Annotated in this window: 15 protein-coding genes; 7 read left to right on the top strand and 8 right to left on the bottom strand. The window is 69.5% G+C overall.

Features of this window, described 5'->3' with window-relative positions; genetic code table 11:
* Positions 1–74: 74 nt before the first annotated feature.
* The 8 genes from U3649_RS05695 to glmS form a co-directional block, all read right to left on the bottom strand.
* Positions 75–1,040, bottom strand: a complete 966-nt coding sequence (locus U3649_RS05695) for a hypothetical protein (RefSeq protein ID WP_407353909.1) — start codon at positions 1,038–1,040, stop codon at positions 75–77.
* 10 nt (positions 1,041–1,050) lie between these two features.
* Complete coding sequence (locus U3649_RS05690) at positions 1,051–2,037, bottom strand: hypothetical protein (protein ID WP_407353908.1); 987 nt, start codon at positions 2,035–2,037, stop codon at positions 1,051–1,053.
* Positions 2,038–2,120: 83 nt separating this feature from the next.
* Complete coding sequence (locus U3649_RS05685) at positions 2,121–3,035, bottom strand: hypothetical protein (protein WP_407353907.1); 915 nt, start codon at positions 3,033–3,035, stop codon at positions 2,121–2,123.
* 305 nt (positions 3,036–3,340) lie between these two features.
* Positions 3,341–3,838, bottom strand: a complete 498-nt coding sequence (locus U3649_RS05680; protein WP_407353906.1) for a hypothetical protein — start codon at positions 3,836–3,838, stop codon at positions 3,341–3,343.
* Between the two features lie 139 nt (positions 3,839–3,977).
* A complete protein-coding gene (locus tag U3649_RS05675) occupies positions 3,978–7,361 on the bottom strand; it encodes a TonB-dependent receptor domain-containing protein (RefSeq protein ID WP_407353905.1) in 3,384 nt (1,127 codons plus the stop codon).
* A gap of 313 nt (positions 7,362–7,674) precedes the next feature.
* Positions 7,675–8,709 (bottom strand): FecR family protein, encoded by a 1,035-nt coding sequence (locus U3649_RS05670; RefSeq protein ID WP_407353904.1) that lies wholly within the window; start codon positions 8,707–8,709, stop codon positions 7,675–7,677.
* A gap of 79 nt (positions 8,710–8,788) precedes the next feature.
* The gene (locus U3649_RS05665; RefSeq protein ID WP_407353903.1) at positions 8,789–9,361 is read right to left on the bottom strand and encodes an RNA polymerase sigma factor; all 573 of its coding nucleotides are present in this window, start codon (positions 9,359–9,361) and stop codon (positions 8,789–8,791) included.
* A 291-nt stretch (positions 9,362–9,652) separates the two neighbouring features.
* Positions 9,653–11,506 carry a glutamine--fructose-6-phosphate transaminase (isomerizing) gene (glmS, locus tag U3649_RS05660; protein ID WP_407353902.1) on the bottom strand — a complete coding sequence of 618 codons (1,854 nt, stop codon included), beginning with the start codon at positions 11,504–11,506 and terminating at the stop codon, positions 9,653–9,655.
* Positions 11,507–11,829: 323 nt separating this feature from the next.
* Here glmS and U3649_RS05655 point away from each other — a divergent pair, with 323 nt between their 5' ends.
* The 7 genes from U3649_RS05655 to U3649_RS05625 all read left to right on the top strand — a co-directional run bounded on the left by U3649_RS05655 (position 11,830) and on the right by U3649_RS05625 (position 19,440).
* Positions 11,830–13,122 (top strand): efflux RND transporter periplasmic adaptor subunit, encoded by a 1,293-nt coding sequence (locus tag U3649_RS05655; RefSeq protein ID WP_407353901.1) that lies wholly within the window; start codon positions 11,830–11,832, stop codon positions 13,120–13,122.
* Between the two features lie 2 nt (positions 13,123–13,124).
* The gene (locus U3649_RS05650) at positions 13,125–13,340 is read left to right on the top strand and encodes a hypothetical protein (protein ID WP_407353900.1); all 216 of its coding nucleotides are present in this window, start codon (positions 13,125–13,127) and stop codon (positions 13,338–13,340) included.
* 95 nt (positions 13,341–13,435) lie between these two features.
* Complete coding sequence (locus U3649_RS05645) at positions 13,436–14,158, top strand: ABC transporter ATP-binding protein (RefSeq protein WP_407353899.1); 723 nt, start codon at positions 13,436–13,438, stop codon at positions 14,156–14,158.
* 10 nt (positions 14,159–14,168) lie between these two features.
* Complete coding sequence (locus U3649_RS05640; RefSeq protein WP_407353898.1) at positions 14,169–15,479, top strand: ABC transporter permease; 1,311 nt, start codon at positions 14,169–14,171, stop codon at positions 15,477–15,479.
* Positions 15,480–15,490: 11 nt separating this feature from the next.
* Positions 15,491–16,711, top strand: a complete 1,221-nt coding sequence (locus U3649_RS05635; RefSeq protein ID WP_407353897.1) for an ABC transporter permease — start codon at positions 15,491–15,493, stop codon at positions 16,709–16,711.
* 66 nt (positions 16,712–16,777) lie between these two features.
* Positions 16,778–18,130: a sigma-54-dependent transcriptional regulator gene (locus U3649_RS05630; protein WP_407353896.1), complete on the top strand. Its 1,353-nt coding sequence runs from the start codon at positions 16,778–16,780 to the stop codon at positions 18,128–18,130.
* A complete protein-coding gene (locus tag U3649_RS05625) occupies positions 18,130–19,440 on the top strand; it encodes a sensor histidine kinase (protein WP_407353895.1) in 1,311 nt (436 codons plus the stop codon). The genes U3649_RS05630 and U3649_RS05625 overlap by 1 nt, the downstream gene beginning before the upstream one ends.
* Positions 19,441–19,442: the final 2 nt, after the last annotated feature.

Below are 19,442 nucleotides of genomic sequence, written 5' to 3'. Positions count from 1 at the left end.
ACGCCCTTGGCCAGATTGCGCGGCTTGTCGACCGACTTCACCTTATCCAGCAGATGGCCTGCCGGGAAGTGGGATCAAAACGCGCACGTCTCCCATCCCGGAGGCGTCGCGCCGGTCGAGCGGCCTGCGAAATGATTTCGAAGCGTTCGCTGTGCCCATTCATCGGCTTCGGCCACCTGCGCCCGGGTCAGGCCCACCACGGCCGAGGCGAGTTCCCGGTCGAGCCTGGCGACGCGATGCGGTTCGGCAGCGAGCCGGTAGAGCTTGAGATAGCGGTAGTGCAGGACCGGGTCGGCGCCGACGAAGCCCGCCAGCAGGCCCTGCGCTCCGGGCTCGTATGCGCGCCGCAACAGGTCGACCACCCGCCAGTCGCCGCTGCCGAGGCCGGCCTCGATGAGCCGCGGGACCTGGCTGCGATAGGCGCCTAGCGACTCGGGGCGATCGAGCAGGCGGCGCGTGTCCAGCAACGGGCCGCGGTCCAGGTAGCACGCGCGCGCCTCGTCGTCACCGAGCATCGCGGCCTGCGCGATGCTGTCCACCAGGGTCGCGAGCATTTCGTCGTCCACGCCCGCGCAGAGCGCCTGGTCCCTGCCGATGGCCGCCTGGCGCAGTTCCATGGCGTCGAGCAGGTGCTGGTAGGTCCGCAGCTGGTCCGCGTTCATGCCCTCGACTTCCCGGCGGGTGAACGCGTCGATCGTCGCCGCATCCTTCGATGCCGAACCGCGCAGGCGGTGGCAGCGGCCGAGATCGCGGGCCAGGCGGGCGGCGGCGCGCGCATCACCGGCATTCGCGCGCGCCTGCAATTGGGCGAACGTCTCGTCCAGCGGTGCGCCGGCAGCCGGCAACGGCGCGCCGGTGCGCGCCGGGCGGGCCGAAGACGACGGCGCTTTCACCGCTGGCCAGTTCCCGGTGGCGGCCGTAGCTTCGGCCTGGGCCTGCAGCGTCGGCGACGGCCCGGGACCGTTCGCGCGGCCGAGCAGGTACGCGCCGCCGATCGCGGCCAGGCCGGCACAGACGACAAGCAGGTATCGGCGGTTCATGGTGGGGGGCTCACTGGTCCGGAAATCCGCACGGGTCCCATCCGGGGACCGTGGTTCCGGTGGAACGGCCGCCGTCGAAGTTCCGCCTGAAAACCGACCCCGCCCAGGCCTCGGCTTCGGCGAGTCGAAGCGGGTCGAGCCGCGTTGCGGCCGCCGCCAGTTGCCGGTCCAGGTCCTCGATGCGGTAAGGCTCCGCTCCGAGCCGGTAGAGCCTGAGATAGCGATAGTGCTGGTAGGCATCGGCACCCAATGCGCCGGCAAGCAGGCCCTCCGCACCCGGCCGGTAGGCTTCGCGGAGGAGATCGACGACCTTCCAGTCGCCTGCCGCGACACCGGCGTCGGCCAACGACGAAACGCTGTCGCGGTAGGTCGCCAGCCATTCCGGATGGCTCAACAGGCCGCGCGCGTCGTAGTTCGGCCCCAGCGCCAGATAGCAGGCGCGCGCGTGTTCTTCGCCCAGTTCGGCCGCCTTGCGCAGGTTCGGCACCAGGGAAGCGAGCATGGCGTCGCTGGCGCCGTCGCACAGGAGGCGAAGCCGCTGCATGTTCCGGGCGTTGGACTCGATCGCATCGAGCCGGTGCCGATACCCCTGTAGCTGCGCCGGTGCCAGCGCATCCACCGGCTCGCGCAACGTCTCGTCGGCCAGGCCGGAGACCCTGCGGTCGATCGCCTCGATGCGGCTGCAGATGCTGAGATCGCGATACAGGCGCGTGGCCGCCGCCGCGTCCCCGGCGTTCGCGCGCGCCTGCAACGCGGAGAAGACGTCCTTCAACCGGGCGGGGCGCGGGTACGGCGTCACCTCTCCGGAAGCGGCCGGCGCCGCGTGCGGTCCGGTGCGCGGTTCGCCGTAGGCCGCGATGCCGTCGGGAGCCGCGAGCGATCTTGCCGGGGCATCGATGTCCTCCGGCTGCGGACCCTTGGCGCGGCCCAGGAAATAGCCGCCGACGGTGACGATCAGCCCGGCGAGCACGACAACCAGGAACCGGTGGCGGGGCATCGGCCGGATTATCGCAGAACGGCCCGCACGGGCCGTTCCGCCATGGATTGCCTTCCGCGCAGGCGCATACGCGACCGGACGGGCTACAGCTCGCTGTCCAGCACGTATGCCGCGGCGGCGATCGACGTATCGCCGGTCATGACGGCGGTGTTGCGGCCGGCGGCGGACGGCAGGCCGACCTTCAGGTTCACCGCACCCGAGACCAGGGCGACCAGCACGTCCGAGACGATCGGCAAGCCCAACGCGATATTGCCGCAACCGGTCGCCGCCGGCACCGCGAACGCATTGTCGACCAGGGTGGCGCCATCGTTCTGGAGGTATCCGACGTAGTTTTCCTCGTCCGTCCACACGACGTAGGCGGTGCCGGGGTCGCCGGAGATCGGTTCGTTCGGCGGCGGCGGCTCCGTGGTGCCGGTTTGCAGCTCGACGATGACCGGATTCTCGGCCGACCCGATGTAGCAGCTGCTGCCCAGGAACGGGTTCCGCAAGTGCACCCGGACGGCCAGGCGCACGGCCGTCGGATCGCTGCCGTCGGTCGGCGGGTACAGTGCGTTGCCGAAGTTGGCCTGCACCGGTTCGACCAGTTCCATCGTCGCCGTGACGTCGTTGGCCGTACCGACGATGAGCCAGAAGAGCTGCGACAGCGGACCCGGCCAGTCGGGCGCCGGATTCATGATGCCCAGCAGGCCTCCGGGCACCTTCGCCGACGGCGCGTCGAGCGTCGGCGCGCCGATCGCGTCGTAGAACGGCGAAGGACCCAGCGACTCGATGCCGCCCTGCAGCACGATCGGCTCCTCGATCGGCAACGTGGTGTTGCCGATCGTGAACACGCCGGAATCGATCGCGCTGTAGACGCAGCTACCGACGTTCGGATCGAGGTACGGGCAGTGCTTGAAGATCGCGTATGGCCCCGAGGGCGTCCCGGCGGTCGCCGCGGGCACCGCGGCGAGGCCGGCCAGCGCAGCGGCCAGGGCGACGGAAAGCGATGGTCTGGGCATGGGCATGCTCCTAGTGAATGGAATACCGGATGCATGCGGGCATGCATCCACGGTCCTTCTCATGGCGTCCGGAAGACCGACCCGAAGCAAACGGAAAGGCGCCGGACCCGGCAACTCGATGGCTGTCGGCTGACAGGCCACCGGAATCTCCTTCTAAAAAGCGGCAGCATCCAGTCTTTTGCCGGGCCCGGCATCGAAGCGAACCGTTCCGCATCGAGCCGTCCATGGCTCCGACCTCCAGGTCGTCAAATCCCGGTTGGAACTCCTTGGAACTCCTGTGGCGATGGCCCCGACGGCGCCTGCATTCAGGGGAAGACGGCGTCCGCCGTCGGGCTGGACGACAGATGCGGGCTCCTCGACTGCACGGTGCAGGCGCCCAGGTTTCCGCTGAAGGAGAAAACACCGCTGTTGTTCAGCGTTCCGGTCACGTTGCCCGTGCAGGTCACGCCGAGCGCCGGAATCGTCACGCTGATGCCATTGATCGTCACGTTGTTCGGCCCGGCGCTGCTGGTCGGCGCAGCCACCGACCAGGGAAGGTTGTTGGCGGTGATCGCCTGGCACGCACTGGTGGGACCGAAGGTGGCGGCCGTCACCCTGGCGACGCCGTTGGTCACCTGCATGGTGAAGTTGGCCTGGTCGCACGGCAGCGAGTTGCCGAGGACGGTCGCGTTGGTCGGCCCAGTGAAGTTCGTGGTGCCGTTGGTGTTGCCGCCGACCGTGTAGTGGGCGGCGAATGCCGTGGAAGCGACCAGGGTGCCCGCCGCGGCAAGGCCGCTGATCACGATGGATTTCAGCTTGGACATGATGGACTCCTCATGTTGGATGGATGTACCTCATGAATCACCGTTGACACCGCGATGTGGAGGCGCTCGCGGTCGACGCCACTGCGGCGAATTCCTTTTCGCGCGGCAGGAAGTTCCCGCACTCTGTCGATGCAGCCTGTCAGTAGAATCCCTTGCGAATGCTGAGCCCGATGATCTTCGGGTCCTGGATGAAGACGTTGCTGGTCAGGCCGGTGTCGTCGCTGTTGAGGAACGTGCCGGTGATCGCATCGCCGTCCAGCAGGTTCTTGACGTACAGCTGCACGGCCAGGTCGGTCTCCGGCCTGTACCAGGTCAGCGAGAGGTTGACGTTGTTCCAGTCGTCCAGGCGATCGATCTCGTCCTGGTAGACCCGCGCCCAGCTCTTGCCCTGGTAGTACAGGTCGGCACGAAGGGTCAGGTCGCCGTGCGGGGTGAAGAACGTGTACTGCGGGCTCAGGCTCAGCGTGAGGTGGGGCGCGTTGGGCAGGTGGTTCCCGCCGAGGTCCTTGGCGAAGCCCTGGCCGCCGTTCGGCCCGTCGACCAGGGGGTCGTAGCTGAACCCGTAGACGCCCTCGTTGACGCTGCCCGGGAGGAAACCCGCGCCGGAGGGAAGGTTCGAGGTGCAGAAGAATTGCAGGGTATTGGCTGCGTTCGGGGTGCCGAATGCCTGTCCGGAATAGTGGTATTGCAGGACCGTCTCCACCAGTTCCTTGGGCGCGATGCAGTTCGAGGCCAGCTGGATCCACGGCCGCACGACCACCCAGTCGGGGTTGCCGGCGGTGCGGTCCATGACGTCGATCGAGGACTGGCCGTTGGCGATGCGGGTCTCGAGCAGGCCGAGGTTGCCGCTGAGCTGGAAGCCGTCGGTGGGCCGCCACACCGCCTCGAGCTCGGCGCCCCAGGTCCTGGCGTCGAAGTTCTCGTTCAGCGTGGCGCGGTCGACGATCTGCGAGACCTGGTAGTCCTTGTAGTCGTTGTAGAACAGGGTGGCGTTGAACAGGAACCTGCCGTCCGCCATCACGTTCTTCATGCCGAGCTCGAGGGCGTTGACGTATTCGGCCCTGAACCGCGGATCGCGCGCGACGAACGGGAGCACGTCCGGATCGGCGCCGATGCCCGGCGAGTTGGTGCCGCCGGCCTTGTAGCCGCGCGCCAGCGAGGCGTAGAACATGGTGCTGTCCGTGAACGACAGGTCCGGCGACCAGTCCAGCACCAGACGCCCGGTCGGCTCGTTCCACGTCTGGCGGATCTCCGGCAGGGCCGGGTAGCCGCTGTTGACGTAGCCGCCGCCGACGTATCCCGGCGCCAGCAGCAGCTGGCTCGGGATCGGCGTCGTGGTCTTGACGTCGCGGGTGAAGCGCAGGCCGGCGGTCAGTCGCAGGGTATCGGAGACCTGCCAGTAGCCTTCTCCGAAGATCGCCGCCGAACGCGTCTCGGCGAGGTTCCGGCTGCGGAAGTAGTTGTGGCCCTGCCCGTCGATACTGGCGATGGGGTTCGGGTCGATGTACAGGCACGACCTGCCGGAGCCGTCGGGCCGCGGTTCGGTCTGGCCCGGCGGGCACGAGGCGACGATGTCGCTGCCCGCGAACCCGACGCGGTTGAAGTAGCTCTGCGAGATGGCGGTGAAGACGTTGTTGAAGGCGTAGTAGCTCTCGTCGATCTCGAACTCCAGGTAGTTCGCGCCGATGCTGAAGTTGAACGGCCCGTCGTAGGAGGACTGCAGCCGGAACTCCTGCGATCGCTGGGTGCTCTGCGCGTCCACCAGATCGACCATCAGCATGCGGTCGGAGCAACCGAGTTGCGGGTCGCAGAAGACGCCGCCCGGCGCCAGGTCGTAGGCGGGCGCCAGCGTCCCGTCAGGGAGGAACTGGTAGAGGTTGTTGGAGGTGTCGGCGAACACCGGGCCGGACTGGAAGCGGCCGTAGTCCTGCGTGGAATAGTAGCGGTCGCGGGTATACAGGGACTGCGAGATGAAGTTCAGCCGGTCGCCGATGCCCACGTCGAAGTTGAACTGCACGACGTCGTTCGAGGCGTTGAACTTCGGGTCGTAGGTGGTGGCGATCCTGCGCAGGTCGCGCGACTGGGTCGCGTCGGCATACGGATCCAGGCCCGGCTGGATCAGCGTTCCCAGGCCGACGAAGTTGCCGTCGTCGTCCAGCTCGTAGCCGGTGATCCCGGCCAGGCCCGCGGCGGCCAGCACGTAAGGCAGTCCGGCGCCGTTCGGGACGCCGTAGGCGCCCTGGTCGTAAAGGGAGCCGTCGACACAGCCCTGGCTCATGTAGTTGCGGTCCACCGCGGAGACGGTCGTGGCGCCGATCGTGGCCGGCCCCGGATCGTTGTGGCAGAGCTGCTTGCCGGTGCGCGCGCGGGTGTCGTCTTCCTGGTAGTGCTCCCAGGCCAGGCTGGCGTCGAAGCGGTCGCTTGGCCGGAAGCCCAGCGAGGCGCGCACGCCGAGGATGTCGCGGTCGTTGACGTCCTTGCCGGTGACCTCGTTGTGGTCGTAGCCGTCGCGCTTGGTGTATTGCGTGGCCAGGCGGAAGGCCAGGCTGTCGCTGAGCGGCAGGTTGACCATGCCGTTGACCCGGCGCGTGCCGTAGTTGCCGATCTCGCCCTTGGCGCTGGCCTCGAATGCGCCGGGGTCGGCCAGGTTGGGGATCATGTTGACCACGCCGGCGGTCGCGTTGCGCCCGTACAGCGTCCCCTGCGGACCGCGCAGCACCTCGACCCGCTCGACGTCGAAGTATTCCTGTTCGAACAGGCGGTTTCGGATCATCGGCGTGCTGTTGAAGCTGATCGCCACCGCCGGGTCGGTGGTCACCGACAGCGCCTGGGTGCCGATGCCGCGGATCTGGAAGTTGTAGCTGGCGAAATTGGTCTTGGTGAAGCTGACGTTCGGCGTGGCGGTGACCAGCTCGCCGCCGGTCTCGATCTTGCGGTCGTCGAGCTCGCCGCCGCCGAACGCGGTGATCGCGATCGGCACCCGCTGGATGTTCTCGACCTTCTTCTGCGCGGTGACGACGATGGCGTCGAACGTGGTCACGTCCCTGGACCTGGCCTGTTCGCGGACGCCCGGCTCCGCCAGCCTTTCCACCTGGGAGGCCGCCGCCGGCTGCGTGTCAGCGGTCTCCCCGGCGTTTCCCTGTGGCGCCTCTTCGGCCATCGCCTCCTTTGCGTCCTCGGCGACGGCCGATGCGCTGTCGATCAGGATCACGCCGGAAGCGCTGGTGGTGTACCGGAGATCGGTGTCCGCAAGCAGTTCGCCGAGCGCCTGCAGCGCCGGCTTCTCGCCATGCACCGCATGTCCGGTCTTTCCGGTCGCCAGTTCGGGCGCGTAGAGCAGCTGCTGGCCGCTTTGTCGCGCATATTCGGACAGCGCGGCGTCGAGCCGCTGCTCCGGGATGTCGAACCTGGCGGTCACGTCGTCGTGCGCGTACGCCACCAGGCACGGCAGCATCGCCAGCAACAGCGTACAGGGCCTGGCTGCGCGCGCCGTCAGGCGCTTCTGGTCTCGCACTGGCGTCATCGATTTTCCCCTCCGTTTTCGCGAGCCGTCTTCGCGCGGCCTCGCCTCCGTCTCTATACAGACGCAGCCTGCGGGGAAACCCGAACCCCTTCCGCCCGCGATCGCGGCGGAATCCCGGATTCGAGCGGCCGGGGACGCGCCGGCGCTTGTTTTTTGCGCTGCAACAAGAGCCCGCCCCCGTTCGCCCGGGCGAACCGGTTGCAACCCGTGAATGCGGTTCGCGCTTTCCTGCCTTCACGCCGCCGCAATAGGAAGGCGCCGTTGCCGCATGCCATGGCGCGACGTGGCCGGCCGCGCCCTCGGATCCGGTCCGTCAGCCGCGGGTCGGCGCGCGCGGTTTCAGCACGATCGTGTCGCCCGCGCGCTCGGCGCGCTCGATCGGGAAATACGCGGTCAAGGCTTCGACGAAAGTGGCGGTGTCGCCGGTATTGAAGGCGCCGCTGATCTTCAGCGACGCCAAGCGCGCGTCGCCCAGCACCACCTGGCTGCGCGAGTAGCGGTTCATCTCGGCGACGGCGTCGGCGAGGCGTTCGTCCTCGAACACCACCTGTCCGTGCCGCCAGCTCACCTCGCGTTTCACGTCGGCGGCGCGCACCTGCGGCGGCTCCGCGGCGACGGCGACGAGCTTCTGCCCCGGGCGCAGCTCCATGGGCGGCGCCGTGCCGGCGTGGTCGCGGGTCACCGCGACCCGCCCCTCGAGCAGGGTGACCTCGAACAGGCGCCCGGACACGTGCACCTCGAACTCGGTCCCCAAGGCCGTCACCTGGCGGCCGTCGGCGGTGACGACGAACGGCCGCGCGCGGTCCGGCGCCACCTTGAACAGCGCTTGCCCGCGCTCCAGGGTGATCGCGCGCGCGCCCGGCTCGTAGTGCACGGAGACGCGGCTGTCGGTATTGAGCGTGACGACCGAGCCGTCCTCGAGTGTCACCACCGCGCGCTGGCCGACGCCGGTCTCGTGGACGTTGCCGGCGACCGCGCCCTGAACGCCCTCGTAGATCCGCCGCGAAGCACCCGGCCAGACGACCAGCGCGCCGACCAGGGCCACCGCGAACAGCGAAGCGGCGATGGACAGGCCATAGGTCCGGACCCCGCGGTGCGCACCCGGCGCGCGCGCCATGGTCTCGCGCCGCAGCGCCATGATCTCGGGCGCGTCGGCGACCGCGCCCGCCAGCGCGCGCGCGCGCTTCGCGCGCCGGAACGCGGCGGCATGCGCCGGCGAGCGCAGCCGCCAGGAGTCGAACGCTTCGCGCACCGAAGGCTCGTCGCCGGCCTCGCGCAGGACTTCGCTCCAGCGCGCCGCCTCTTCGTCGATGTCCTCCGCCATCGGCGGGGCCTTCCACTTCATCATCTGCGTCCCCTCGGCAAGCGCCCGCCGCCCCCGCGGGAAGGCCCGGCCGGACCGCACCTGCACCACTCCGTTCCTCGGCTCATTCCGGGCTTTCCTCGCTTTCAAGCGCCCGGCCCAGTTTCGCCAGCGCCTTGGCCATGTGCTTCTCGGCGGCTCGCACCGAGATGCCCAGCAGGTCCGCGATCTCCAGGTATCTCCGCTTCTCCATCACGCGCAGCACGAACACGTCGCGCGTGCGCTGCGGCATCGCACGCAACACGGCGGCGACCAGTTCCACTGCCTCCTCCCCCAGTAAGACGCGCTCCGGCGAGATTTCCGTAGCCGGGTGGTGGATTTGCTCGTCGAACGACTCGTGCGCGTCCGTGTCGCGGGCCTGCCGGCGGCGACCCCAGTCCCGCAGGGCGTTGGCGGCGATCTGGAACACGTAGGGCTTGACGTGCTCGATCGGCCCGCCGCGTGCGCGCCGCACCAGGCGCAGGAAGACCTCCTGGGTCAGGTCCTCGACGTCGGCGGGATCGCGCACACGCTTGGCGAAGAACCCGCGCAGCGGCGCGCGGTACAGCAGCGAGACGTTCTCCCATTGACTGTCACGGTCGTCGCCGTAGTCGGCGAGCGCCGCCGGTTCGCGCGGCAATGACACCGGATCGGCCATCGAGCCCCCACCCGTACGCGTCGGTATGTTCCGGCCGACAGCATACTCCGCCAGGCCGGAGGTCGCGCGCCGGGCGCCCGGGGTGCGCGGGGGCGCGTCGGAAGCGCGGTTCTTCCGCGTCGCAACATCGGTCGCAGGTCATCCGGGAGTCGCGGGGTCGCGACTGCCGTCGCTCCCACAAGGGCGCGCGGGTGCAGCGGGGAGGCCATCGACGTGCTCGGCCGGAGCACTCTAGGCTCAGCAGGCTGCATGCACACCGGGCGCGGGAGGCGGCCCGCGCCCTCGCTCACCTCATTCCACCGTCACGCTCTTGGCCAGGTTGCGCGGCTTGTCGACGTCGGTGCCGCGCGCCAGGGCGGTGTGATACGCCAGCAACTGCACCGGGATGGTGTGCACGATCGGGCTGAGCACGCCGACGTGGCGCGGGGTGCGGATCACGTTGACCCCCTCGGACGGGCCGAAGTTGCTGTCCTGGTCGGTGAACACGAACAGCTCGCCGCCGCGTGCGCGCACCTCCTGCATGTTGGACTTCACCTTCTCCAGCAGGCTGTCCTTCGGCGCGATCACCACCACCGGCATGTCGGCGTCGACCAGCGCCAGTGGGCCGTGCTTGAGTTCGCCGGCCGGATACGCCTCGGCATGGATGTAGGAGATCTCCTTGAGCTTGAGCGCACCTTCCAGCGCGATCGGGTAGTGCACGCCGCGGCCGAGGAACAGCGCGTGGTGCCTGGATGCGAAGCGCTCGGCCCAGGCGGTGATCTGCGGCTCCAGGTTGAGCGCGTGCTGCACGCTGCCGGGCAGGTGGCGCAAGGCGTCGACGTATCCGGCCTCCTGCTCCTCCGCCAGGCGGCCGCGCAGCTTGGCCAGGGTCGCGGTCAGGGTGAACAGCGCCACCAGCTGGGTGGTGAAGGCCTTGGTGGAGGCGACGCCGATCTCGGCGCCGGCACGCGTGTAGCAGGCGAGTCTGCTGGCACGCGGGATCGCGCTCTCGGGCACGTTGCAGATCGACAGCGTGCGCGCCTGTCCCAGCGACTTGGCGTATTTCAGCGCCTCCATGGTGTCCAGCGTTTCGCCCGATTGCGAGATGGTGACGATCAGCTGCTTCGGGTTGGCCACCGCGGTGCGATAGCGGTACTCGCTGGCGATCTCGACGCTGCAGGGCAGGCCGGCGATCGATTCGATCCAGTACCGGGCGACCGACCCGGCGTAGTAGCTGGTGCCGCAGGCGAGGATCTGCACGCTCTCGATGTCGGCCAGCACTTCTTCGGCGTTCTCTCCGAACAGTTGCGGGCCGAAGGCGCCGACGTCCATCACCGCCTCGATGGTGTCGCCGAGCGCGCGCGGCTGCTCGTGGATCTCCTTCTGCATGAAGTGCCGGTAGGGGCCGAGCTCCAGCGACGCCAGCGAGACGTCCGACAGGTGCTCGTCGCGTTCGACGCGCGCGCCGTCCTCGCCGAACACGCGCACGCCGTCGCGCGCCACCTCGGCGGTGTCGCCCTCCTCCAGGAAGATCACCCGGCGCGTCGCCTGCACGATCGCCGAGACGTCGGAGGCGACGAAGTTCTCGCGCTCGCCCAGACCGATCAGCAGCGGACAGCCCATGCGCGCGCAGACGATGCGTTCCGGCTCCTTGCGGCTGACGACGGCGAGCGCGTAGGCGCCGTCCAGTTCCTTCACCGCCTGCTGCACCGCCCGCAGCAGATCCGGCCCGGGGCCGGTTGCCGATTCGGCCGCGCTCCTGAGGTGATGGTGGATCAGGTGCGCGATCACCTCGGTGTCGGTCTGCGACTCGAACGCATAGCCCAGTTCCGACAGGCGCGCGCGCTGCTCCTCGTGATTCTCGATGATGCCGTTGTGCACCAGCGCCACGCCGTGGCTGATGTGCGGATGCGCGTTGAGCTCGGTGACGCCGCCGTGGGTGGCCCAGCGGGTATGGCCGATGCCGAGCCCGGCGGCGAAGCCCTCGGCGCTGGCCGCGGCCTCCATCTCCGTCACCCGCCCGGTGCGGCGCACGCGGCGCACATCGTCGCCGTCGACCACGGCGATGCCGGCCGAATCGTAGCCGCGATATTCCAGCCGCTTGAGGCCTTCGATCAGGACGGGAACCACATCGCGATCCGCGATCGCGCCGACGATGCCGCACATGGGGGTTGCTCCTTATGTCGTTGTTGTCCACCCGGGTCCGGATCGGGCTCGAATGGGTCGGCAAAGGGCGCGAAGGACGCGAAGAAGAACGCGGGAGATTCCCGCACGTTGCTTCTTCGCGTCCTTCGCGTCCTTCGTGGACATGGCGTTTTTCACGCCGCCCTAGTGTAACGGCGGAAACCCGGAAACCGTCCGCCCGGACGCGTCCGGTGTCCGCTTGGACGCCTCCGGACACGATAATTATCCTTTATTTTCAATGACTTGATAGTTGGCACGGTCCGTGCTTGAAAACCGATATCCCTTCAGCACGCAGCCGAACGTCCATGTCCCGACCCAGCCGCATCCGCGATACCTCCGGCCAAGATAGCGTGGTCGCCGCCGAGCCGCCGATACGGCGCCGGCTGCGGCGCTGGCTGCCGCCGGTCCTGGCCGGCGCCGCGGTCCTGACCGCAGTGGCGTGGGTGGCGGCCGGCTGGAGCGGCGGCGGCCGCTCTTACGACGCCGCGCGCCTGCGCATTTCCGAGGTCAAGCGCGGCGACCTGGTGCGCGACATCTCCGCCGACGGCCGCGTGATCGCTGCCAACAGCCCGACCCTGTACGCCATCGCCGGCGGCACGGTGACGCTGAAGGTGGTCGCCGGCGACGCCGTGAAGAAGGGCCAGGTGCTGGCCGAGATCGACAGCCCGGAACTGCGCAGCCAGCTGGTGCAGGAGGAATCGACGCTGGCCAGCCTGCAGGCCGAGGCCGATCGCGCCGCACTCGACGCGCGCATCGCCCGCGCCGAGGCGCGCAAGCTGCTCGACCAGGCCGAGATCGAGCGCGTCGCCGCGCAGCGCGATCTCGAGCGCTACACCCGCGGGTTCGAAGGCGGCGCCGTGGCCCAGGTCGACGTGGCCAAGGCCGAGGACGGCGTGAAGAAGGCCGAGATCGGCCTCGCCTCGGCGCGCGAGGATTACCAGCTGCAAGGCCAAGGCGCCGGCCTGGACGCGCGCAACCGGCAACTGCTGGCGGGCCGTCAGCGCTCGGTGGTCGAGGAACTGCAACGCCAGGTCGACGCCCTGAGCCTGCGCGCGCCGTTCGACGGCCAGGTCGGACAAGTGCAGGTCGCGCAGCGCAGCAACGTCGCGGCCAACGCGCCGGTGCTGAGCGTGGTCGACCTGTCGGTGTTCGAACTCGAGATCAAGGTGCCGGAAAGCTTCGCCCGCGATCTCGGCATCGGCATGCCGGCGCAGATCCGCAGCGGCACCGAGGTCTTCCCGGCGGAGGTGTCGGCGGTATCGCCGGAGGTGGTCAACGGCGAGGTCTCCGCCCGGGTGCGCTTCAGCGAAGGCCAGCCGCCCGGCCTGCGCCAGAACCAGCGCCTGTCGGCCCGCATCCTGCTCGACACCCGCGACGACGTGCTGATGGTCGACCGCGGCCCGTTCCTGGAGCAGGAAGGCGGCACGCACGCCTACGTGGTCGCCGACGGCCGCGCGGAGCGCCGGCCGATCCGCACCGGCGCGGTGAGCCTCAACGCCGTGGAGATCCTCGAAGGGCTGCAGGAGGGCGAACGCATCGTCGTCTCCGGCAGCGACCAGTTTGACAACGCGGACCGTGTCCGCATCTCGGGAGAATGAGCATGAACGCCACCACCGCCTTTCCGTTCCACCTGCACTGGAATCCGCAGCAGATCACCGACGCCGTGCCGCCGCGCCTGTTCGAGGTCGACCTGTTCGCCGTCGACCGCAAGGCGGCCGCCAGCGCGAATGCCGGAACGTCCTCGCGCGGCAAGCGGCACGCCGCCGGCTATCTGCCCAAGCCCGGCCTGCCCGCGCAGTTCCGCGTACGCGGCTGACCATCGCCTCCCCGTAGAGCGGAGCTTGCTCCGCTCTACGGGGGCAGGCAGCCGACGATTCCGCGCCACCCACCCCTTCCAACCAGGAACCCGCCATGCTGCACATGCAAGCCGTCTCCAAGGTCTACCGCACCGAACTGGTCGAAACCCATGCCCTGCGCGCGCTCGACCTGCACGTGCGCGAGGGCGAGTTCGTCGCCGTCACCGGGCCGTCCGGCTCCGGCAAGACCACCTTCCTCAACATCGCCGGCCTGCTGGAGACCTTCACCGGCGGCGACTACCGGCTCGACGGGGTCGACGTCAAAGGGTTGAACGACGACGCCCGCAGCCGCCTGCGCAACCAGAAGATCGGCTTCATCTTCCAGAGCTTCAACCTGATCCCCGACCTCAACCTGTTCGACAACGTCGACGTGCCGCTGCGCTACCGCGGCATGAGCGCCTCGGAGCGCAAGCTGCGGATCGAGGACGCGCTGGGGCTGGTCGGGCTGGGGTCGCGGATGAAGCACTATCCGGCCGAGTTGTCCGGCGGCCAGCAGCAGCGCGCGGCGATCGCGCGGGCGCTGGCCGGCAGCCCGCGGCTGCTGCTCGCGGACGAGCCGACCGGCAATCTCGACTCGCAGATGGCGCGCAGCGTGATGGAGCTGCTGGAGGACATCAACGCGCAGGGGACGACCGTCGTCATGGTGACCCACGATCCGGAACTGGCCGCGCGCGCGCAGCGCAACGTGCACATCGTCGACGGCGTCGCCACCGACGTGGTGCGCGAACCGGCGCTGGTCGGCCGCAGCGCCGACGCCGCAGAATCCGCTTCCGCCTGAGGCCGCCCCCATGCTCGCCTACTATTTCAACCTCGCCCTGCGCAGCTTCCGCCGCAACCGGGTGCTGACCGCGCTGATGGTGCTGGCGATCGCGCTCGGCATCGGCGCCAGCATGACCACCCTCACCGTGTTCTGGGTGCTGTCCGGCGATCCGGTGCCGGGCAAGAGCGACCGGCTGTTCTACGTGCAGCTCGATCCGCGTCCGGCCGACAGCTACACCCCGGGCGACGAGCCCCCGCGACAACTCACCCGCTACGATGCCGAGGCGCTGCTGCGCGAGGGCCGGGCGCAGCGGCAGGCGCTGATGACCGGCGGCAACGTGAACGTGGAACCCGAGCGCGCGGGCGTGGATCCGTACCGCGCCGACAGCCGCTACACCTCGGCCGACTTCTTCGCGATGTTCGACGTGCCGTTCCAGTACGGGCGCGCCTGGGACGCCGGCGCCGACGAGCGCCACGAGCGCGTCGCGGTGATCAGCAGCGAGATGAACGAGCAAATCTTCGGCGGTGGCGACAACACCGGGCGCACGATACAGCTCGACCGCAATACGTTCCGGGTCGTCGGTATCCTCGACGAGTATCGGCCGGTCCCGAAGTTCTACGACCTGAACGCGTCCAGCGGCTACGGCGCGGTCGAGCAGGTGTTCATGCCGTTCACCGCCTCGCGCGATCTCGATCTCGCCCGCAGCGGCAGCATGGATTGCTTCCGCGCCCGGGATCCGGGCCAGAAGGACACCGACATCGGTGCCGGCTGCGTATGGATCCAGTATTGGGCGGAGCTGGACTCGACGGCCGACGCCGCCGACTACCGCCAGTACCTGGTCAACTACTCCGCGCAGCAGCGCACCGCCGGCCGCTACGAGCGCGAGCCGAACGTCCAGCTGCGCAACCTGATGGGCTGGCTGGACTTCAACCAGGTGCTGCCGAGCGACGTGCGCCTGCAGATGTGGCTGGCGCTCGGGTTCCTGCTGGTCTGCCTGCTCAACACGGTGGGCCTGCTGCTGGCCAAGTTCCTGCGCCGCTCCAGCGAGATCGGCGTGCGGCGCGCGCTCGGTGCCTCGCGACGCGCGGTGTTCACGCAGTGCCTGGTCGAGGCCGGCACGGTCGGGCTGGCCGGTGGCGTGCTCGGCCTGGGACTCGCCGCGCTCGGGCTATGGGCCGTGCGCCAGCAGTCCACCGACTATGCGGACCTGGCGCAGCTCGATCCCACCATGCTGCTGGTCACGTTCGCGCTCGCGCTGCTCTCCAGCCTGCTCGCCGGCATGCTGCCCGCGTGGCGCGCCTGCCAGATCGCTCCCGCCATCCAGCTCAAGTCGCAGTGAGGACACCCGCCATGGAAATCCGCCCCATCCTCTCCACGCTGCGGCGCCACAAGACCGCGGCCGCGCTGATCGTGCTGCAGGTCGCCGTGACCTGCGCGATCATCTGCAACGCCGTCTTCCTGATCGCCGAGCGTACCGAGGCGATCAGCCGCCCGACCGGCATCGACGAAGCCGGCATCGTCCGCATCCAGCTCACCGGCATCGGCCAGGACGTCAACCCGATGGCGGTCACCCGCGAGGACCTGGCCGCGCTGCGGGCGATCCCCGGCGTGATCCAGGCCGCCAGCGTCAACCAGGTGCCGCTGGTCAACTCGTCCTGGAACACGTCGGTCACCACCGCGCCCGACCAGGTGCTGCCGACCCTCAGCACCACCATGTACATGGGCGGGCCGGAGCTGTTCGAGACGCTGGGGCTGCAACTGGCCGCCGGCCGCGCGCTGACCGAGGACGAGTTCGATGACTACGACGAGGACGAGGGCTTCCGCGGAATCACGCCCAGCGCCGCGGTGGTGACGCGGAGCTTCGTCGAGCGCGCGTTTCCCGGCAGCGACGGCATCGGCAAGGTCTTCTATTTCAGCGAGGATCCGATCCGCGTGGTCGGCGTGGTCGACACGCTGGTGCGACCGAATCCCAAGAGCTGGGCCGGCGAGGCCGACCATTCGGTCCTGCTGCCGGTGGCCGTGCCCTACACCATGGGCGGCAACTACCTGATCCGCACCACGCCCGAGCGGCGTGCCGAGGTGCTGGAGGCCGCCGTGCGCGTGCTGAAGGAGAACGGCGGCAGCCGCATCATCCTCGAGCAGCAGACCTATGGCGAGATCCGCCGGGACTACTACGCGCAGGACCGCTCCATGGCCTGGCTGCTGGCCGCGGTGATCGTCGCGCTGCTGGTGGTGACCGCACTGGGCATCGTCGGCCTGGCCAGCTTCTGGGTGCAGCAGCGCACCAAGCAGATCGGCGTGCGCCGCGCGCTGGGCGCCAGCCGCGGGCAGATCCTGCGCTATTTCCAGACCGAGAACTTCATCCTGGCCACGATCGGCATCGTCATCGGCATGCTGCTGGCCTTCGGCCTCAACCAGCTGCTGATGGAGCGCTACGAACTCGCGCGCCTGCCGCTCGTTTACCTGCCCGTCGGCGCGCTCGCGCTGTGGCTGCTCGGCCAGTTCGCGGTGTACTGGCCCGCGCGGCGCGCGGCGATGGTGCCGCCGGCCGTGGCCACGCGCAGCGTATGATCATCAACCGTCGCTCCGGCTCCGGCCGGGGCGGCGGCACGCCGCTCCACGGGAAACCCGACCAACATGTCCACGATTCTCGTCGTCGACGACAATCCCGCCGTCGCTACCGCACTCGACCTGCTGTTCTCGCTGCACGACATCGATACGGTCGCGGTCGACTCGCCCGAGGCCGCCCTGGAGACGCTGCGGCACACGCCGGTCGATCTCGTCGTCCAGGACATGAACTTCCGCGCCGACACCACCTCCGGCGACGAGGGCGCGGCACTGTTCCGCGCGATCCACGAGTACCACCCCGAGCTGCCGGTGATCCTGCTGACCGCCTGGACCCACCTGGAGTCGGCGGTCGACCTGATCAAGGCCGGCGCCGCCGACTACGTGGCCAAGCCCTGGGACGATCACAAGCTGCTGACCACGGTGCACAACCTGCTGGAACTGACCGAGACCCGGCGCGAGCTGGCGCGTCACCGCGACGGCGCGCGTCGCCACCGCGAAGCGCTGGAGCGCGACTACGACCTGCGCGGCATCGTGTATGCCGACAGCGCCAGCGAACGCGTGCTGTCGCTGGCCTGCCAGGTCGCGCGTTCCGAACTGCCGGTGCTGATCACGGGTCCCAACGGCGCCGGCAAGGAGAAGTACGCCGAGATCGTCCATGCGAACTCGGCGGTGCGCGACGGTCCGTTCGTGGCCCTCAACTGCGGCGCGCTGCCGGGCGAACTGATCGAGGCGGAACTGTTCGGCGCCGAGGCCGGCGCCTATACCGGCGCCAACAAGGCACGCGAGGGCAAGTTCGAGGCCGCCGACGGCGGCACCCTGTTCCTCGACGAGATCGGCAATCTGCCGCCGGCCGGGCAGATGAAGCTGCTGCGGGTGCTGGAGACCGGGCGCTTCGAGCGCCTCGGCTCCAACCGCGAGCGCCAGGTGAAGGTGCGCGTGGTCAGCGCGACCAATACCGACCTGCCGGCGGCGATCGCGGCGGGAAGCTTCCGCGAGGACCTGTACTACCGCCTCAACGCGATCGAACTGAAGCTGCCGCCATTGGCCGAACGGCAGGACGACATCCTGCCACTGGCGCGGCACTTCCTGCCGGCCGGGAAGACGCTGGGCCGCGATGCCGAACGCGCGTTGCTGCGCCACCCTTGGCCCGGCAACGTGCGCGAGTTGCGCAATGCCGTGCAGCGCGCGGCACTGCTGTCGCCCTCGGCAACGATCGAGGCCGAGGCGTTCGGTTTTGCGCCGGCACGGCCGGCCACCGGCGCGACGTCCGCCACATCGACGGCGGAGGAGCCCGGCCGTGGCAGCATCGAGGCGGCGCTGCGCCGCCACGATGGCGTGTTGGCGCAGGCCGCCGCCGATCTCGGCCTCTCGCGCCAGGCGCTGTACCGGCGCATGGACAAGCTCGGCATTCCGCGAAGCTGATGCGCATCCTTCGGGTCCTGCCGCTGGCGATCCGGCTGATCGCGCTCACCACCGCCGGCGTGGTCGCGACGGCGGCGGCCACCGCCCTGCTCTCGACGTGGCTGCCGGCCTGGCCGGCCGCGGCAGTCGCCGCCGCTCTGGTCGGAAGCGCGCTGGCGGTGGCGCTCTGGCGCACCATCGTGCCGCTGCGCGCGCTGTTCCGCGCGCTCGCCGGCACCGTGGACAGCTACCGTGACGGCGACTTCAACTTCGGCATCACCTGGAACCGGTACAGCGAGCTGATCGAGCTGGTCGCGGCGCACAACCGCCTCGGCGACGTGCTGCGCGAGCAGCGCACCGAGATCGTGCAGCGCGAACTGCTGCTCGAGACCATGGTGCAGAACACGCCGGTGGCGATGGTGCTGCTCGATTCCGGCCGCCGCATCGTCCACGGCAACATCGCCGCGCGCAAGCTGCTCGGCGACGGCCGCCGGCTCGAGGGCCAGTCCTTCGACGCGCTGCTGGCATCGGCGCCGGAAGCGCTGCGCGACGCCTTCGCCCGCGGCGGCGACGGCATGTTCACCGTCGGCGACGAGAACAGCGAGGAGATCTACCACCTCTCGCGGCGGGTGTTCCGGCTCAACGGCCGCGCGCACGAGCTGGTGCTGCTGCGGCAGCTGACCGCCGAACTGCGCCGCCAGGAGGTGCAGACCTGGAAGAAGGTGATCCGGGTGATCAGCCACGAGCTCAACAATTCGCTGGCGCCGATCGCCTCGCTGGCGCATTCGGGCGCGGAGCTGCTGCGCCGCGGCCAGCACGACAAGCTGCCGGGCGCGTTGCGCACGATCGAGGAGCGCGCCCGCCACCTGGAGGGCTTCCTCCGCGACTATGCGCGCTTCGCCAAGCTGCCTTCGCCGCGGAAGGAGAACGTGCAGTGGGCCGGCTTCGTCGAGCGGCTGCGCCACCAGGTGGCGTTCGCCTTCGACGGCAACGGCGCCGACGGCCACGCGCGTTTCGATGTCGCGCAGCTCGAGCAGTGCCTGATCAACCTGCTGCGCAACGCCCATGAATCGGGCTCGCCGGCCGAGGCTGTGCGCCTGTCGCTGCGGCGGCTGCCGGACGCCTGGCGGATCGACGTGCTCGACCGCGGCAGCGGCATGAACGAGGCGGTGCTGGCCAACGCGCTGCTGCCGTTCTATTCCACCAAGCGCCACGGCACCGGGCTGGGGCTGGCGCTGGCGCGCGAGATCAGCGAGGCCCACGGCGGCCGCATCTCCCTGCTCAACCGCGACGGCGGCGGGCTGTGCGTGAGCATCGTCCTGCCCGCTTGAGC

The sequence above is a fragment of the Luteimonas sp. R10 genome (assembly GCF_045689605.1).
Lineage (GTDB): Bacteria > Pseudomonadota > Gammaproteobacteria > Xanthomonadales > Xanthomonadaceae > Luteimonas.
This window is presented reverse-complemented; position numbering and strand designations above follow the sequence as displayed.

What these genes read in the sequence shown, in the direction of transcription:
- U3649_RS05685 (WP_407353907.1), bottom strand. Translation starts at nt 3,035, where the DNA reads ATGCCCAGACCATCGCTTTCCGTCGCCCTGGCCGCTGCGCTGGCCGGC.
- U3649_RS05655 (WP_407353901.1), top strand. Translation starts at nt 11,830, where the DNA reads ATGTCCCGACCCAGCCGCATCCGCGATACCTCCGGCCAAGATAGCGTG.
- U3649_RS05645 (WP_407353899.1), top strand. Translation starts at nt 13,436, where the DNA reads ATGCTGCACATGCAAGCCGTCTCCAAGGTCTACCGCACCGAACTGGTC.
- U3649_RS05630 (WP_407353896.1), top strand. Translation starts at nt 16,778, where the DNA reads ATGTCCACGATTCTCGTCGTCGACGACAATCCCGCCGTCGCTACCGCA.
- U3649_RS05640 (WP_407353898.1), top strand. Translation starts at nt 14,169, where the DNA reads ATGCTCGCCTACTATTTCAACCTCGCCCTGCGCAGCTTCCGCCGCAAC.
- U3649_RS05625 (WP_407353895.1), top strand. Translation starts at nt 18,130, where the DNA reads ATGCGCATCCTTCGGGTCCTGCCGCTGGCGATCCGGCTGATCGCGCTC.
- U3649_RS05680 (WP_407353906.1), bottom strand. Translation starts at nt 3,838, where the DNA reads ATGTCCAAGCTGAAATCCATCGTGATCAGCGGCCTTGCCGCGGCGGGC.
- U3649_RS05635 (WP_407353897.1), top strand. Translation starts at nt 15,491, where the DNA reads ATGGAAATCCGCCCCATCCTCTCCACGCTGCGGCGCCACAAGACCGCG.
- glmS (WP_407353902.1), bottom strand. Translation starts at nt 11,506, where the DNA reads ATGTGCGGCATCGTCGGCGCGATCGCGGATCGCGATGTGGTTCCCGTC.
- U3649_RS05675 (WP_407353905.1), bottom strand. Translation starts at nt 7,361, where the DNA reads ATGACGCCAGTGCGAGACCAGAAGCGCCTGACGGCGCGCGCAGCCAGG.
- U3649_RS05670 (WP_407353904.1), bottom strand. Translation starts at nt 8,709, where the DNA reads ATGATGAAGTGGAAGGCCCCGCCGATGGCGGAGGACATCGACGAAGAG.
- U3649_RS05690 (WP_407353908.1), bottom strand. Translation starts at nt 2,037, where the DNA reads ATGCCCCGCCACCGGTTCCTGGTTGTCGTGCTCGCCGGGCTGATCGTC.
- U3649_RS05650 (WP_407353900.1), top strand. Translation starts at nt 13,125, where the DNA reads ATGAACGCCACCACCGCCTTTCCGTTCCACCTGCACTGGAATCCGCAG.
- U3649_RS05695 (WP_407353909.1), bottom strand. Translation starts at nt 1,040, where the DNA reads ATGAACCGCCGATACCTGCTTGTCGTCTGTGCCGGCCTGGCCGCGATC.
- U3649_RS05665 (WP_407353903.1), bottom strand. Translation starts at nt 9,361, where the DNA reads ATGGCCGATCCGGTGTCATTGCCGCGCGAACCGGCGGCGCTCGCCGAC.